Below are 14,923 nucleotides of genomic sequence, written 5' to 3'. Positions count from 1 at the left end.
GCCAGTCGGAACAGCCGGGCGGTGCCGAGCTGTGCGACTGCCGTGTGTCCCGGTCCTTCTGGAGTTCCGTTCACCGCTCGCTCCCGCAGGGCAGTTGTGACGTACAAATGTGGTCGGGCCAGGTCAGGCTGGGAAAGTGTGCCGATCATAGAGGGCTCCCATGGGGCCGTTCCAGCGACCTTGGCGCCCTGTGGACAACGGGTCCCCGACCCCCCGCCCCGGGACGATCGTTTCTGCGCGGGTGTGGCGGGGGTCGATCCTCCTCTGACCGGTTGTGACTGTCGGTGAAGAGTCCGCGGGGGCCGGGAGTGTCGCCGATCACCCGGCTGGTGCAGTGGAACAGGACGTACGGCGGCAAATCCTCACAGGGTGGTGAGACATCACGTTTCCCGTACGGAGGTCGACGTGCAGGGTCAGCAGCCGCCCCCGCAACCACCCGAGGGAGTGCACCGCCCGAGCCTGCGCGCCGCGGCGGCGGGCTTGTTCTGCCTGGCGGCCATCGCCGCGACCGGACTGGTGGCGGGCCCGTCGGCGGCCGCCGACGCGCCGGGCTCCTGCGCCCTGCCGCGCACCGCGGCGCACCACTCCCTGGGTCTCGACACCTGGAACACCGCGTACCCGAAGCCCGAGCGGAGGCTGGACGCGGTGATGCTGTTCCTGTCCTTCCCCGACTCCCGGCCGCTGACCGGTACGGCGGAGATCGCGGCCTCGTACTTCCCGGACACCAGCCGCTTCTTCGAGCGGGCCTCCTACGGCCGGTTCACGCTGCGGGCCCACCCTCGCGAGGGCTGGCTCCGCATGCCGCGGGCGTCGACCGCGTACGCCGTGGAACGCGACTGGGCGCCGGACCGGCGCGCCGCCTACCTGCGGGACGCGCTGGCGGTGGCGGACCCGGTGGTGGACTTCTCCCGCTACGACATCGTCTACCTGGTCGCGGACCCGGACGCGCCGGGCGTGGACTCCGACGCGACGAAGGTCGTGAATCTGCGGACCCCGCTGCGGGCCGACGGCGCGGACATCGCCCGGGTGGTGACGCTGTTCGAACGGAACCCGCCGGACCGCAACGTCCTCGCGCACGAGACCGGTCACGTCTTCGACCTGCCCGACCTGTACCACCGCCCGGTGGACGGGAAGGGCGACTGGGACACGTACGTCGGCGACTGGGACGTCATGGGCAGCCAGTTCGCGCTGGCCCCGGAGTTCCTGGGCTGGCACAAGTGGAAGCTGGGCTGGCTGGGGGAGCGGCAGGTGCGCTGCGTGCGGGGACCGGAGGTGCTCTCCCTGGAGCCGCTCGCGGCCCGGCCGGTGCGCGGGACGACCCCGGGCACCCGGCTGGCGGTGGTGCGGACCGGGCCCCACAGCGCCCTGGCCGTCGAGGCGCGCGGCGCGGTCGGCAACGACCTCGGGGCGTGCACGGAGGGCGTGCTGGTCTACCGGGTGCGGGGCGAGGCGGCGTCCGGCGCCGGCCCGGTGGAGGTGATCGACGCGCATCCCCTCACGGACGCCTGCCGGGACCGCTCGGTGTACCCGCCGCTGGCGGACGCGCCCCTGGGGGTGGGCGAGGCGTTCACGGTGCCCGGGGAGACGACCCGGGTCGAGGTCGTGGACCGGACGGAGACCGGCACGTGGACGGTGAAGGTCACCCCGTAGGCCCCTCCGCCGCACGAAGAAGCCCCCCGCTTCCGCGAGGGGCTTCTTCCGTCTGTGCGCCGCCAGGGACTCGAACCCCGGACCCGCTGATTAAGAGTCAGCTGCTCTAACCAACTGAGCTAGCGGCGCCTGCTGACGTCGTAGACATTAGCACCCGGATCCTGGACTGGCGAAATCGATACCCGCACGTCCCGGCCCGATGTGGCGCGCGCCACGCGGACGCATGCCCACAGCAGCACCTCGGGGCCGGGCAGCCACGGGGAGCGGGTGTCGGGTGCGACGAGCCAGCGGGGCCCGTCCGCGGTGCCGGCGCAGGGGACGAGGGGCGGGACGGTCACGGCGTCGCCCGCGCCGTGGCACAGCAGCGGCGGGACGGCGCCGCCCCACTCCTCCCAGTCCAGCAGCGACGGCAGCCGGCGGGCGGTGCCGGGGGCGGCGAGCAGCAGGACCCGCCCGCGGTGCGCGGCGACCGGCCCGGAGCCCGGCCCCTCGTCCCAGAGCCGGTCCAGCAGGCGCCGCCCGAAGAACGCCGGGACGTTCACGACGTCGAAGGCGCGGCCGCACGGCAGCACGGCGGGCGCGGTGGGGCGCGCCTCCCACAGCGCCAGCGTGGAGTCCGGGTAGGCCGAGGCGGACACGAGCCAGTCCACGCCCTCCGCGGTGACCTGCGTGGCGTGCTGCGGACCGCAGCCGCCGGCCGGCCGCCGGACGGGGGCGGCGCGGCGGGCGGCGCGGGCGTCGTCGCCGTGGACGGGGGGCAGCGGGGTCTCGTGGCGCAGCCAGGTGCTCATGCGTCCAGGTCTACCGGCTGTGACGGGTCGAACCCGCTGAGTTCCCGGAATCGAGGACAAACCGGGGAGCGAGCCGCTATCGTTCGCCCCCGGCATATGTCCCCTGCGGGGTGCGGCCCGCATCCGGTCAACGGCGGGGTGCCCGGTTTCACTCGTCCGGGGTCTGACCGCCGCCCTTGACCAGGTCGCGTCCGAAGTCGACCATCCGCTGCGCGTAGTCCTCGGTCCACTCCGCCCGCGCCGCGATGTCGGCGGTGGTGAGCCGGTCGAAGCGGCGCGGGTCGGCGAGCTGCGCCGCCGCGATCGCCTGGTACTCCATGGCCCGGTCGGCGGCGGCCCGGAAGGCGAGCGCGAGCTCGGTCGAGCGGGAGAGGAGCTCGCGGGGGTCCTCGATCGACTCCAGGTCGAAGAAGTGCTCCGGGTCGGAGGCGGCCGCCGCAGGTTCGAAGAGCAGAGGGCCCGGCCTCAGCCGCCGCTGCTGCTCGCTCCGCTCGGTTTCCGCCATTGACGACTCCCCACATCCGATGACCCGGCCGCTGTTCCGGTTCCCCACGGCCACCGACCATTGTCCCGCCTCCCGCAAGACCGCGTCCGGACACCCCGCGGCGGCCGCATCCGCCCCTGCCCCGGCCGCGGCGCGGCGCTTTCCGGCCGGGGCGGCGCACCGGGGGCGCGCCGCGACCGGCCCCCTCGGGTCGGGCGTCCCCCGCCGGTCGTGCGCCCGCGCCGTTCGATTAACCTCCTCCCGACCATAGGGATGATCATGTGCTTTTCGGGCGGGGGCCCGCAGGGGGGAGCGCCATGCTGCACAAGCCGTCACCGGGCGGACGGACCACCGAGGGCCGGCGCGCCGCCGACCGCGTGTGCTCCGCCGTGCGCCGCCGGACACCCCTGTGGCCGGTGCCGGTGCTGTGGACCGTCGCCCTCGGACTGTGGGGGCTCTCCCGGCAGGACAGCGTGTGGCGCGACGAGGCCGCCACCTGGCAGGTGGCCCGGCGGTCCACCGCCGACATCCTGCGCATGCTGGAGCACGTCGACGTGGTCCACGGGCTCTACTACCTGCTCATGCACGGCCTCTTCGCGTGCTTCGGCCCCGGCACCACCACCCTGCGCCTGCCGTCCGTGCTCGCCGTCGCCGCGGCGGCGGGCTGCGTGGCCGCCCTCGGCCACCGGCTGGCGGCGCGTGGGCCGGCCTCGGCGGAGGTCTCGTGCTCGGCCTGCTCCCGGCCGTCCAGTTCCACCTCCAGGAAGGACGCCCCTACGCCCTGGTCGCGGCCGGGGCGGGGCTCGCGACACTGCTGCTCGTGGACGCGCTCCAGGGGCGCGGAAGCCCGGCCCGCTGGGCGGCCTACGGCGGCGCGGTCGCCGTGTGCGGCCTGCTCAACTGGCTCTCGCTGCTGGTCCTGCCGGCGCATCTCGTGACGCTGCTGTGGGTGCGCCCGGAGCGGCGGGTGCTGCTGCGCTGGGCCGCGGCCTCGGCGGCCGCCGCGACCGCGGTCCTGCCGCTGGTCCTCTACAGCCGCGGCCAGTCCGGCCAGGTGTCCTGGATACCGCCGCTGACGTGGCACATGATGATCGGCCCCGCCGTCCTGCTGGCGATCGGCGCGCTCGGGGCCCTGGCCGACCGCCCGCGCCGGGGCAGGCTGTCCGCGGCGTCCGTCGGCCTGCCGCTGCTCGCGGTGCCGCAGACCGGTCTCATCGGCCTGTCCCTGGTCAAGCCGCTGTACGTGGACCGGTACGTCCTGTTCAGCCTGCTGGGCCTGGCCCTGCTGATCGGCGCGGCCCTCGCCGCGCTGGTACGCGCGGCCGCGCCGCGGTCACCGCGGGCGGCGCCGTGGCTGGTGCCCGTGCTCGTCGCGGCGGCGGCGCTGGCCCTGCTGCCGCAGTCCCTGGCCAAGCGGTCCCCGGCGAGCCGGGTGGACGACGTCCTCGCCATAGCCGCGCAGGTGCGGCGGGTGAAGCAACCCGGTGACGCAGTCGTCTACCTCCCGGCGGCCCGGCGGGACACCGGGCTCGTCTCCCCCGACGCCGTCGCCGGTCTGCGGGACGTCGCGCTCGCGCGGAGCCCCGAGGAGTCCGCCACGCTGAAGGGCGAGGAGGCCGCGCCCGACCGGATACGGGCCGCGATGCTGGCCCAGCGGCGCATCCTGCTCGTCACGGACGCGGAGCAGGTGGCGAGGCCGGTGGCGGGCGCCAGGGACAAGGCGAAGGCGTCCGTGCTGGAGCAGCACTTCACGGCGGTGGCCGACCACCAGGTACGGGGCCGCCGGGTCACGGTGTACGAACGCCTCCCCGACGCCCCGGGACGTCGGTGACCCCGTGCCCCGCCGCCCCCCGCGCCCCGGTGACCTTGCTGCGCCGGTGACGCCGGTGCCCGCGCCCCCGGCCCCGCCGCCGCCCGGTGACTTTGCTGCCCCGGTGACGCCGGTGCCCGCGCCCCGGTGACCTCGCTGCCCCGGTGACGCCGGTCTCCGCGCCCCCGGCCCCGGGGCCCCTCCGGTGACGCGGCGGGCGCGCGGCTCACCCGGCGGCCCGGCGCGGAGCGGGCACGGCCGCCCGCACGTCCCGTGCTGCCCGCCCGTGCCCGGACGCGGGGCCCGGGACAGCGCGGCCGGGCCGCGGCGCTCGGCCACGCGGCTTCCCCGCTCGCCCGCCCGTCCTGCCAGTGCCGCGTCCGGCGGCGGCTGCCTGTCCTGGCGGTGCCGCGTCCGGCGGCGGCTGCCCGTCCCGGCGGCTGCGGGCAGCCGGCCCGTACGGCCCCGCCGGGGCACCCGGCCGAGGGGGCGCGGTTCAGGGGCGCCAGCTGACGCGGTGCTCGGACCAGTGGTCCCACGTGGCCATCATCGCCTCCCAGCCGTCCGGGAACTTCACCGTCACACCCAGCTGCACCGGTTCCGTGGAGGGGTGCTCGTCCAGCAGCTCCGCCACGCCCGCGCGGCACACCACCACGCACGCGTGCCGGTGGCGGGAGGCGAGGACGCACAGGCGGCCCGTCTCCAGGTGGAACGCCGTCGCGTCGGGGCGGCCCGACAGCGGGTGCAGCACCACCGTCAGGTCGTACTCGCGCCCCTGCAGCCGGTTCGCCGTGTCCACCGTGACGCCCGGCGGCACCCCCAGGTCGTGCAGCGCCGCGCGGACCGCCGCCGCCTGGTCCCGGTGGGCCGTGCCGACGGCGACCCGGTCCGGGGTGAGCGGCACCGGCCCGTCCGCGCGCTCGCTGACCGCGGCTGCGCCCCGGTCCAGGAGGCGGCGCACCACCAGCGCGCACGCCCGCACCGCCTCAGGGTCGGTGCGGGGCGTGTGGCGGGCGGGCAGCTCCAGCAGCCCCCACCCCGACTCCGCCGCCTCGTCCAGCACCCGGTCCGCCGGGGAGCCGTCGCCCCGCGCCCCGAACGTCAGCCGACGGTCCTGCGGGCCCGTGCCCGCGCGGAAGCGCGTGTACGGGTAGAACGCGTCGGACACCAGCGGCGCCGCCGACGCGGGCAGCCGCCACGACACCGGCAGCCGGTGCTGCGGCAGCTCCGGGTTGTGCGCCAGCAGCGTCGACACGGCGCTCGCCGACGGGTCGTACGACAGCCCCGCCCACTGGTCGGCCGTGACGACGGAGAACGGGTCGAGCTGCCCGGGGTCACCGACGAACAGCGCCCGCTCGAACAGGCCCGCCACGGCGAGGAGCGCGTCCGAGCGCATCTGGTACGCCTCGTCCACGATGGCGTGCCGCCACGGCTCGACACCCTTCACGTGCGCCCACTTCGCCGCCGTAGACAGCACCACCGGCAGCCCCGCCAGGTCCGCGGCCTTCGCCGACTTCCGCACGGTGTCCAGCGCGTCCAGCGCCCGGTCGTACGGGTCGCTGTCACTGGAGTGCAGCCGCCCCAGCTCCAGCCCCGGTTCCTTCTCCGCGAGCCGCAGCACCAGGTCGTCGACCTGCGCGTTCGTCTGCGCCACGATCATCAGGGGCCGTCCCGCCGCCGCCAGTTCGCGCGCCGCCGTCACCACCAGCGTCGACTTGCCCGCACCCGGCGGGGAGTCGACCACCACCCCGCGGTCCGTCCCGTGCAGGGTGTCGTGCAGGATCCGCGCGGTGGCGCGGGCGGCCTCGGCCGCCGGGTCGAAGCCGTCCGCCGCCGTCACAGGAAGTCCTCCGGCGTCACCGGGTCGGGCGTCTCCGCCAGGTCCGTGCGCGGCGGCCCCCCGTGGGTCCACGGGGTGTCCTCCGGGTCCGGCAGTTTCGGCCCCACCCGCTGGTCGTGTTCGAACAGCGTCCACACGATCCGGTCCCCCTTCTGCGGCACCGAGCCCTCCGCCGGCTCCCGCGACCTGCCCATCCGGTCCAGGACCCGCAGCACCACCCCGGACCCGGCCCCCTGCTCCCCGGCCTCCTCGAAGCGGACGAACTCCGCGCTCTGCGGGCGGCCGTCCAGCGACCGGTACGCCTTCACCCCGGGCCCCAGGTGCGGCGTGTCGTCCGTCCGCACCGTCAGCAGCGGGCGGGGCGACGGGCGCTTCGACTCCGTCCACGCCGGCTCCACGTCCACGACCTCCGCGAGGAACGCCTCGCCGGCGAGCCGCCGCCCCGCCATCACCAGCGGGTCGTCCAGCGCCTCCTGCGCGTCCAGCTGCGTCTGCGCCGCCTCCCGCGCGGCGAGCTTCTGCGCGGCCGTCACCGCGTCGTCCCGGCGCGGCTGCGGCGGCTCGCCCGCCCGCACCCGGTCCCGGTGCCCGGTGAACGACCAGCGGTCCCGCGTCCAGCGGTCCGCCACCCGCTGCCCGGCCGGCAGGTCCCGCAGCAGCCCGAGGGCCCGCCACACCGCGTCCCACGTGGGCCGCATCTGCGTCAGCAGCAGACGGCGGATCTCGCTCTCCGCCCGGTGCAGCGCGCCCAGCCGCTCGTCGGCCGCCTCGCCGTCCTCGGCGGCCGCCAGGGCCTGCCGCGCCCGGTCGTACCGCTCGATCGCGGGCGCCAGCAGCCGGTTGTCGAACGCCGGGTCCGTCGCCGGGCCCGCCGGCGGGCACAGCAGCTGCCCCTCCCGGTCCCGCCCCGACTCGGCCCGCAGCGCGGCGGCCGCGCCCTGCTCCCCCTCGGGAGGGTCGATCCACGCCAGCAGCGCCCCCAGGTGCTGGTCCTCCAGCGACGACTGGCCCGTCGCCCAGTGCCGGTTCAGCAGCTCCGTCGCCGCCACCAGCAGCGACGAGCCGGGCACCCGCGCCCGCTCGCCGTAGTGCGTCAGCCACCGGCCCAGCAGCGGCACCCGCGGCGGCGCCGGGAAGGGGGTCTCCGGGTCCTGCTCGGCGGTCCGCCGGAACCGCGTCGACCGCCCCAGCAGCCGTACGTACTCGACGCCCGCCCGGTTCGGCACGACGAGCTGCGGCGCGTCCGCGCACAGGTCGACCGCCACCTTCACCTTTTTGCCGGTCTCCGGGTCGGTCTCGGACCGCTCCGCCTGCTCCACCACGTCCGCGTACGCGTCGAGGTACGGCAGGACCTCCTCCGCCAGGTCCGCGAGGAACGTGAACCGCAGGTCCCGGTCGCGCGGCTGCGGCACGACGAGCAGCCGGGGCTCCGCCGGGTCCGTGCCGACCAGGGCCCCGAGCGGCGCGCCCGCCTCGCCCGCCGTCGTCAGCGGCACCAGCACCAGCGGCCGGTCCGACACGTGCCGGTGCCGCACCGTCGCCAGCGGGCGCGCCCGCCCCGCCTCCACGGCCTCCAGCCGCGCGAGCGTGGAGATCAGCGACATGCCCCGGCCTCCTCCCGCGCCCCGCGCTCCCCGGCACCCGGCCGCGTCCCGCTCTGCCGCGGCCTCCAGCGCCTCCGCCCGCAGCGCCGCGGCCCTGCGCAGCGCCGCCACCGCCGGGTCCCCGGCCTCGCCGGCGCCCGCGGGCCGCCGCCAGGACCGCGCCGACCGTCGTCAGCCCCCGAGCTCGCCCCGCACCGACCGGCCCAGCGTCTCCACGGCCCCCGCGCCGCGGGCCCGGCCCCGGCAGTGGAACGCCAGCTCGCAGGACGACAGGCACTCCGGCGCGTACGCGTGCGGCACCGCGTCCACGGCCGCCGCCAGCTCCTCGGCGGAGCGCGCCGACACGTCGAAGGTGAGCCCCTCGGGCAGGGCCGCCGCGATGTCGTCGAGCCGGGTCAGCCGCGCCAGCTGACGCCGGGTCACGGCGAGCTGCTTGCGCACGTCCACGGCGGAACCCGTCGGCTGGTTGGAGAAGTCCTTCGGGCAGATCAGCAGCACCGACGTCCCGACCTCCGCGCCGGGCGTCACCGCCGCCACCCGCTCCAGCGCCAGCACGTACACCGCGGCCTGCCGGGCCGCCGCACCCGCCTTCGCGGCGTCCGCCGTCCCGTCGATCATCGGGAACGACTTGATCTCCACGACCGTCCACCGCCCGTCCGGGTGCACCACCACCGCGTCCGGTTCCAGGTACACCGGGGAGCCCGCCACCTCCAGCGCCAGCAGCGGATGGTCCAGCAGGGTCCACGCCCCGGCCGCCGTCGCCTCCCGCAGCGCCAGCGCCGTACGGGCCGTGCGCCCCTCGGGACCGGCGGCGGACAGGTCCGGCGTCCGCACCTCCCCGGGCGCGTCGGCGCCCAGCAGCCGCAGCAGCTCGGCGCCGCCGCCCGCCTTGACCTTGGCCTCGAAGGCGTTTCCGCGCATGAACGCGAACTGCGACTGCCCGAAGCCGGGCTGCGCGCCCAGCGCGGACGCCAGCGCGAGTTTGTCCACCCCGGCCCCGTCCAGCAGCGCGCGCGGCGGCAGCCCGGGTTCGCCGCCAGCGCGGCCAGCGCCCGGGCGTCCAGCGGGTGCGGCGCGGCGGCGGGACCGCGCAGCTCGGCCAGGCGCAGCCGGAGGGGCGTCTGCGGAGTGTGCGGAGCCGGACGCGGCCCGCTGCCCAGGGAATCGCTCACCGCGGAAGTCTCCCATCCGCCACTGACAGACGGGGCGCGGTCCGCCGGAACCGCTCGGGGCCCCGGCCGCGGGTGGGCGCCGGCGCCCGTACGCGATGATGGACGGGTACGCCGCTGCACCCGCCGTCGTGTGCACACCTTCCGCGGGCTCCCGCCAGACGCCCCGCGCACCTCCAGGAGAACCACCCATGGCACCGCGCATCCTGCTCGCCCGGCACGGCCAGACCGAGTGGTCGCTGCTCGGCCGGCACACCGGCAGGACCGACATCCCCCTGCTGGACGAGGGCAGGCGCGGCGCGGAGCTGCTGGGCGGGCGGCTGCACCGCGGTCCCTGGGCGGGGCTCGCCGGGTACGAGATCCGCACCAGCCCCCTGTCCCGTGCGCGCGAGACGTGCGAGCTGGCCGGCTTCGGGGACCGCGCCGAGACGTGGGACGCGCTCATGGAGTTCGACTACGGCGCCTACGAGGGCATGACGCCCACCGAGATCAAGGCCGCCCGCCCCGGCTGGCTCATCTGGCGCGACGGCGTCCCGGACGGCGAGACCCTGGCGGAGGTGGCCGCCCGCGCGGACGAGGTCGTGGAGTGGGCCCGCTCGGCCGACCGGGACGTGCTGGTCTTCGCGCACGGGCACATCCTGCGCTCCATCGCGGCGCGCTGGCTGGGCGAGGACGTCTCCTTCGCCGCGCGCATCAACCTCGCACCCACGAGCCTGTCGCGGCTCGGCTGGGCGTACGGCGCGCCCGCGATCGAGCGCTGGAACGACACGGGGCACCTGGAGGCGTAGCCCCCGGGCAGCCGTGCGGTTCACGCCGTACCCGCGCGCGCACCCGCCCGGGTGCGGGCACGTGCCGATGAACGACGACCCGGCCGTGCCCACGCGCGCACCCGCCCTGCCCCGACCGGGCAGTGCTCCGTCCACCGAGGCCCCGCCGTGCCGAGCGGGCAGCGTCTCGCCCACCGCGGCCCCGCCGTGCCCACACGCGCACCCGCCCTGCCCCGACCGGGCAGTGTCTCGGCCACCGCGGCCGCCCCGCGCCGAGCGGGCAGCGTCCCGCCCACCGCGGCCCCGCCGCCCTCAGCGCCCGCCGGCGACCACCCCCGCGGCGTACCGCATGCCTCCGCACCCGGGAGGCCAGGACCCGCGGAGCCCGCCGCCCTGCCTGTCCCGGCGTGCCTACGCGCGCGTGGGACCCGTGGTCCAGGGGGCGGCCGCCGGCGGGCGGGTGCGGCTCGCCGCCCCGGCGCCCGCGCCCGTGCGCCGGGCCAGGAAGGCCGCCACCTGGGGTGCGGTGCGCCACGGCTCCAGGGCCCGCGCCGTCTCGGCGAGCATCGCCCGGATCCGCGTCGACTGCACCTCGCCCAGCGCGTCCAGGACCCGCCCGCCGACCTCCGCGGCCTCCTCCGGCGCGCCGTCACGGGCCAGGTCGGCTGCCAACTGGGCCCGGTACAGGGCCCGGTTCCTGGCGAACTCGGGGCCGGCGAGCGCCGCCGCGTGCCGGGCGTGCCGCACCGCGCGCCGCCCGTCGCCCAGCAGCGACCAGCACTGCGCCTCCAGGAACGCCAGCTCGGGCTCCCCGAAGAACGACATCCACTCCGGGTCCGCGTCCGACGGCCCGTGGCCGAACAGCGCGTGCGCCCTGCCGAGGGCCTGCTCGCACGCGGCCCTGTCCCGCAGGCCCGCCCAGCCGTTCGCCTCGCGCAGCGCGAGCAGCGCCGCAGGCGGCCCCCGGCAGGTGGCGGACGGCCTGCTGCCCCGCCTGCGCCGCCCGCACGGCCTCGCGGTGCCGGCCCGCGTCCTTGGCGAGGAAGGCCATGTTCGAGAACGCGTGCGCCTCCAGGCCCGCGTCGGCGGCCACCCGCGCGGTGGCCAGGGCCTCCGCGTAGTGCGAGCGGGCGTCGTCCAGGCGGCCGGAGTCATGGGCCAGCCAGCCCACGGACAGGGCGAGCTCGCCGGCGCCCGCGTGCAGCCGGTCCGCCGTCGACCTGCGGGCCGTCGTCCCGGCGTCGAGCAGCGCGTACGCCGTGCGCAGCGGTTCTGACGCCCTCCGGTACAGCGCGTCGGCGCCGTACCGGTCGTCGAACAGCCTGATCTGCCGGACGGCGCTCTCGACGGCGCCCACCTCGGTCTCGCCGAACCGGCCGCCGCCCGCGGCGCGGGGATGGCGGCCAGCGCCTCCAGGCCGCCGCCGAAGGAGGCGGCCGCCACGGACACGGTGCCGCTCCTCATGAATGCGCGACGCCGCACGTCGCTCTCCTCGTCGTCCAGGGGCGGGGCGGGTGCGGGGGCGCCGGGGCGGGGCGGCGGCGCGCGCGCCCCGGCCGCGCACCGCCTCCCGTGCGACGAACCCCAGGTCCGTCAGCGACCGGCCGGGGAACATGTGCAGGAACACCCGCTCGTAGGCGTAGTTGGGGCAGCGGATCTCACCGGACTCGACGCGCCCGATGTAGCGGGCGTCGCAGGAGACCTGCTCCCCGATCTCCCGGGCGGCCCGGCGGACCGCGGCGGCGAACTCCCCCGCGGAGCGGTGCCCGCGCAGCCGGCGGAAGGCGAGATTCGGAACTGCCCGTGACGAGGCCATGACGGGTCCTCCCCTGCGTGCTGCCGATGCTCCGGCGGAGCAAGAACGTACCTGCGCGGAACGCCACCGGTATCCGACTTTTCTGAATGAAAGGGACTTTTCACCCCTGATCCGCTATGAAGTGCCACCCTTTGCGGCGGTGTACGGCCGTAGCCGTTGACAGGTGGCGGCCGTTGAACCCTGCGGAACTGAGGCAGGGCCGAACCCTGCGGAACGGAGGCAGGGCGGCGACCGACGCCACCGGACGGTGCCTCCGTCCCGTCCACCGGGACCGGAGCAAGGAGGACCCACCTTGTGGGAAGCCAGCACGGAGACCGCAGCGCACGCCCGCGCTCCGCAGCACCCGTCGCGGAGCGCCCCCCGGCACCAGCCGTGCGACCTGGTGACGGTCCCGGCCCGGCAGGGGCTTGAGGCGGTCGACATCCTGCGCCGCACCGGGGCCCCGTCGGTCGGGCCCGTCCTCCACGACGACGCCAGCGACACCCTGGGCTTCCTCGTGCCGCCCGGCACCGCGGCGGCCTGGGACGTGCCCGGCAGCGCCTGCACCCGCACCTCCGGGCGCGGCCTGCGGCTCCCGGCCGAGCCGCCGGTCGCCGGGGCGGGCTGGCTGCTGCCCCCGGCCGACGCGGAGCCCCTCACCGACCCCGCCACCCTCCGCGAGGCCCTCGGCGAGGCGGCCCGCCTCATCCGGGCCGCCGACGGCTGCCACTGACCGCGGCCCCGGCGCGGCCCGGCCCGCGCCCGGCAGCCCGCCCCGCCCGCAGCCGGGCCGCGCCTGCGGGCCGCGGCGCGGTGCCTCGCCGCCCACCGGGCCGCGGCGCGGTGCCCTGCGCGGCCCTGCCCTGCGCCCCGGGCCGGGCCCGGTCCGTCCGGTCATACACGGCAGTACGGCTCGGGCCGGCGCCGCGCTCAACCGCGCCTCGCCGCCGCATGCGGTGCGACCCCGCCCCGCGGCCGGGGCGGCCCTCCGCCTCTGCCGGGACGGCCGCCCGTCCCGCCGCCCGCCGCGGTGGCCTTCCCGCCCCGGCCGGGGCCGCCGCCCCCGGGCGGACGGCCGCGGGGCCGCCGCCGATAATGGGTCCGTGGCGAAAGGCAGGCAGCAGCGGCGCGGGCGGGAGACCGTGTCCGAGACGGTGGACGGCGGGCTCGCGGAGCTCGTACCCGACAGGGACCGGCCGCGGGCCTGGACCCTGCTCGTCGACGGCGCCCCGCAGTCGCACGTCGACCTGGACGACCCGGCCCGCCTCGACTTCGCCTACCAGCGGCGCCTGGGGCACGTCATCGACCTCGCCGCCCCGCCGGGGCGCCCCTGCACGCCGTGCACCTCGGCGGCGGCGCCCTCACACTCGCCCGGTACGTCGCCGCCACCCGCCCCCGCTCCACCCAGCAGGTCGTCGAGATCGACGCGCCGCTCGTCCGGCTCGTGCGGCGGGTGCTGCCCCTCGACCCCGGCGCCCGCATACGGGTGCGGGACGGCGACGCCCGCGCCGGTCTCGGCCGCTCCCCGACGGCTGGGCCGACCTCGTCGTCGCCGACGTCTTCAGCGGCGCCCGCACCCCCGCCCACCTCACCAGCACCGAGTTCCTCACCGAGGTGCGGCGGGTCCTGAAGCCCGGCGGCACCTACGCCGCGAACCTCGCCGACGGCCCCCCTCTCGCGCACCTGCGCGGCCAGATCGCCACCGCGGCGGCCGCCTTCCCCGAACTCGCCCTCGCCGCCGACCCGGTGGTGCTACGCGCCCGCCGCTTCGGCAACGCCGTCCTGGTCGCCTCCGACGCCCCGCTGCCCGTCGCGGACCTCACCCGGCGCGTCGCCACCGACCCGCACCCGGGCCGCGTCGAACACGGCCGCGCCCTCGCCGACTTCGCCGGGGGCGCCGCGCCGGTCACCGACGCGAACGCCGCGCCGTCCCCCGCCCCGCCGCCGGAACTGTTCCGGTAGCCCTCACGCGGGGCGCTCGTCGATCTCCACCCGGGGCGCCGTGTCGTGCCAGACGCAGAACACCGACACCTCGCGGCCGTCGCCGGTGAACGTCACCCGGATCCACGTGTCCTGCTTCCACACCTGCATCCGCCAGCCCGACGCCGGGGTCGCCGACACCAGCTCCGCCGAGCGGTCGCCGAGGGAGAACGCCACCCAGCCGCCCGCCACCGCGTAACTCCGCACCGCGCCCTGGACGGACGGCGACGGCGACGTGGGCGGTGCGGCCGGCGAGGACGGCGGGGCGGAACCGGTGCCGCCGCCCGGCGCCGGCGCGGCGGGCGCGGGAGCGGCCGGGGACGACGGGGGCGCGCCGACGGCGACGGGGAAGGGACCGGCTTCGGGCGGTGCGTCGACGACGCCTGCGGCGCGGGGCTCTCCGGCACCGCCGCCAGCGGGACCGCCGCCGGACGGTCGTACACCGTCCCGGTCATCACCGCGCGCACGCCCCACCACGAGAGGGCGACCGCCGCTCCCGTGGCGAGCGACCACGCCATGGCGTGAACCAGTCCTCTTCGCATCCGGGCCATAGTGCACCACCCGCCCACGGCGTCAACACCGGTCCCCCTCATTCCGCCTCATGGCGTACGGTGCCGCCCATGGCAAGTGTGCTCGTGGTCGAGGACGACCAGTTCGTGCGCTCCGCCCTCATCCGGCACCTGACCGAGGCCGCCCACACCGTGCGGAGCGTCGGAACGGCCCTGGAGGCGCTGCGCGAGGTCGCCCATCTCCGCTTCGACGTCGTCATCCTGGACCTCGGTCTGCCCGACCTCGACGGGGCGGAGGCGCTGAAGATGCTGCGGGGCATCACCGACGTACCGGTCATCATCGCCACCGCCCGCGACGACGAGGCCGAGATCGTACGGCTCCTCAACGACGGCGCGGACGACTACCTCACCAAGCCGTTCTCCGTGGAGCACCTGTCGGCGCGCATCGCCGCCGTGCTGCGCCGGGCCCGCGCCGGCGCCGCCCGGGCGAGCTGCCGCACGGCACCGCCCTCCGCGTCGGGGGC

The 14,923-nt window shown here is 77.2% G+C and carries 7 protein-coding genes, 1 tRNA gene and 6 pseudogenes; 6 read left to right on the top strand and 8 right to left on the bottom strand.

The window, feature by feature from the left end; all coding sequences use genetic code 11:
* The first annotated feature begins 444 nt into the window (after positions 1 to 444).
* Positions 445 to 1,650 carry a M6 family metalloprotease domain-containing protein gene (locus tag L6E17_RS12600; protein ID WP_236240907.1) on the top strand — a complete coding sequence of 402 codons (1,206 nt, stop codon included), beginning with the start codon at positions 445 to 447 and terminating at the stop codon, positions 1,648 to 1,650.
* 55 nt (positions 1,651 to 1,705) lie between these two features.
* Here the strand turns inward: L6E17_RS12600 and L6E17_RS12595 are convergent.
* The 3 genes from L6E17_RS12595 to L6E17_RS12585 form a co-directional block, all read right to left on the bottom strand.
* Positions 1,706 to 1,779, bottom strand: a tRNA-Lys gene (locus L6E17_RS12595).
* On the bottom strand, positions 1,770 to 2,441 hold the full coding sequence (locus L6E17_RS12590; protein ID WP_236240830.1) for a bifunctional DNA primase/polymerase: 672 nt from the start codon (positions 2,439 to 2,441) through the stop codon (positions 1,770 to 1,772). The genes L6E17_RS12595 and L6E17_RS12590 overlap by 10 nt, the downstream gene beginning before the upstream one ends.
* 148 nt (positions 2,442 to 2,589) lie before the next feature.
* Positions 2,590 to 2,946, bottom strand: coding sequence for a hypothetical protein (locus L6E17_RS12585; RefSeq protein WP_236240829.1), 357 nt, complete (start codon positions 2,944 to 2,946; stop codon positions 2,590 to 2,592).
* Between the two features lie 356 nt (positions 2,947 to 3,302).
* Here L6E17_RS12585 and L6E17_RS12580 point away from each other — a divergent pair.
* A pseudogene (locus tag L6E17_RS12580) lies at positions 3,303 to 4,756 on the top strand (hypothetical protein).
* A 475-nt stretch (positions 4,757 to 5,231) separates the two neighbouring features.
* On the opposite strand, the gene L6E17_RS12575 reads toward L6E17_RS12580, so the two are convergent.
* From L6E17_RS12575 to L6E17_RS12565, 3 genes and pseudogenes are all read right to left on the bottom strand, one after another.
* Entirely contained in the window at positions 5,232 to 6,575 is a 1,344-nt protein-coding gene (locus L6E17_RS12575; RefSeq protein WP_236240828.1) for an AAA domain-containing protein, read from the bottom strand.
* A complete protein-coding gene (locus L6E17_RS12570) occupies positions 6,572 to 8,179 on the bottom strand; it encodes a hypothetical protein (RefSeq protein WP_236240906.1) in 1,608 nt (535 codons plus the stop codon). Before L6E17_RS12570 ends, L6E17_RS12575 begins: the two co-directional genes overlap by 4 nt.
* A gap of 30 nt (positions 8,180 to 8,209) precedes the next feature.
* A pseudogene (locus L6E17_RS12565) lies at positions 8,210 to 9,351 on the bottom strand (hypothetical protein); the annotation flags it as partial.
* 188 nt (positions 9,352 to 9,539) lie between these two features.
* Here L6E17_RS12565 and L6E17_RS12560 point away from each other — a divergent pair.
* Positions 9,540 to 10,136 carry a histidine phosphatase family protein gene (locus L6E17_RS12560; protein WP_236240827.1) on the top strand — a complete coding sequence of 199 codons (597 nt, stop codon included), beginning with the start codon at positions 9,540 to 9,542 and terminating at the stop codon, positions 10,134 to 10,136.
* Between the two features lie 390 nt (positions 10,137 to 10,526).
* On the opposite strand, the pseudogene L6E17_RS12555 reads toward L6E17_RS12560, so the two are convergent.
* A pseudogene (locus L6E17_RS12555) lies at positions 10,527 to 11,931 on the bottom strand (tetratricopeptide repeat protein).
* A gap of 292 nt (positions 11,932 to 12,223) precedes the next feature.
* On the opposite strand from L6E17_RS12555, the gene L6E17_RS12550 reads away from it, so the two are divergent.
* Positions 12,224 to 12,643: a hypothetical protein gene (locus L6E17_RS12550; protein WP_374109043.1), complete on the top strand. Its 420-nt coding sequence runs from the start codon at positions 12,224 to 12,226 to the stop codon at positions 12,641 to 12,643.
* A gap of 370 nt (positions 12,644 to 13,013) precedes the next feature.
* A pseudogene (locus tag L6E17_RS12545) lies at positions 13,014 to 13,872 on the top strand (spermidine synthase).
* Positions 13,873 to 13,875: 3 nt separating this feature from the next.
* Here L6E17_RS12545 and L6E17_RS12540 read toward each other — a convergent pair.
* Positions 13,876 to 14,441: pseudogene (locus tag L6E17_RS12540) on the bottom strand (hypothetical protein).
* A gap of 69 nt (positions 14,442 to 14,510) precedes the next feature.
* Between L6E17_RS12540 and L6E17_RS31445 the strand changes: the two are divergent.
* A pseudogene (locus L6E17_RS31445) lies at positions 14,511 to 14,786 on the top strand (response regulator); the annotation flags it as partial.
* Positions 14,787 to 14,923: the final 137 nt, after the last annotated feature.

Source organism: Streptomyces sp. CC228A (genome assembly GCF_021390935.1).
GTDB lineage: Bacteria > Actinomycetota > Actinomycetes > Streptomycetales > Streptomycetaceae > Streptomyces.
The sequence above is the reverse complement of the archived record's forward strand: the minus strand, read 5'-3'. Positions and strand labels throughout refer to the sequence as shown.

What these genes read in the sequence shown, in the direction of transcription:
- L6E17_RS12570 (WP_236240906.1), bottom strand. Translation starts at nt 8,179, where the DNA reads ATGTCGCTGATCTCCACGCTCGCGCGGCTGGAGGCCGTGGAGGCGGGG.
- L6E17_RS12560 (WP_236240827.1), top strand. Translation starts at nt 9,540, where the DNA reads ATGGCACCGCGCATCCTGCTCGCCCGGCACGGCCAGACCGAGTGGTCG.
- L6E17_RS12585 (WP_236240829.1), bottom strand. Translation starts at nt 2,946, where the DNA reads ATGGCGGAAACCGAGCGGAGCGAGCAGCAGCGGCGGCTGAGGCCGGGC.
- L6E17_RS12590 (WP_236240830.1), bottom strand. Translation starts at nt 2,441, where the DNA reads ATGAGCACCTGGCTGCGCCACGAGACCCCGCTGCCCCCCGTCCACGGC.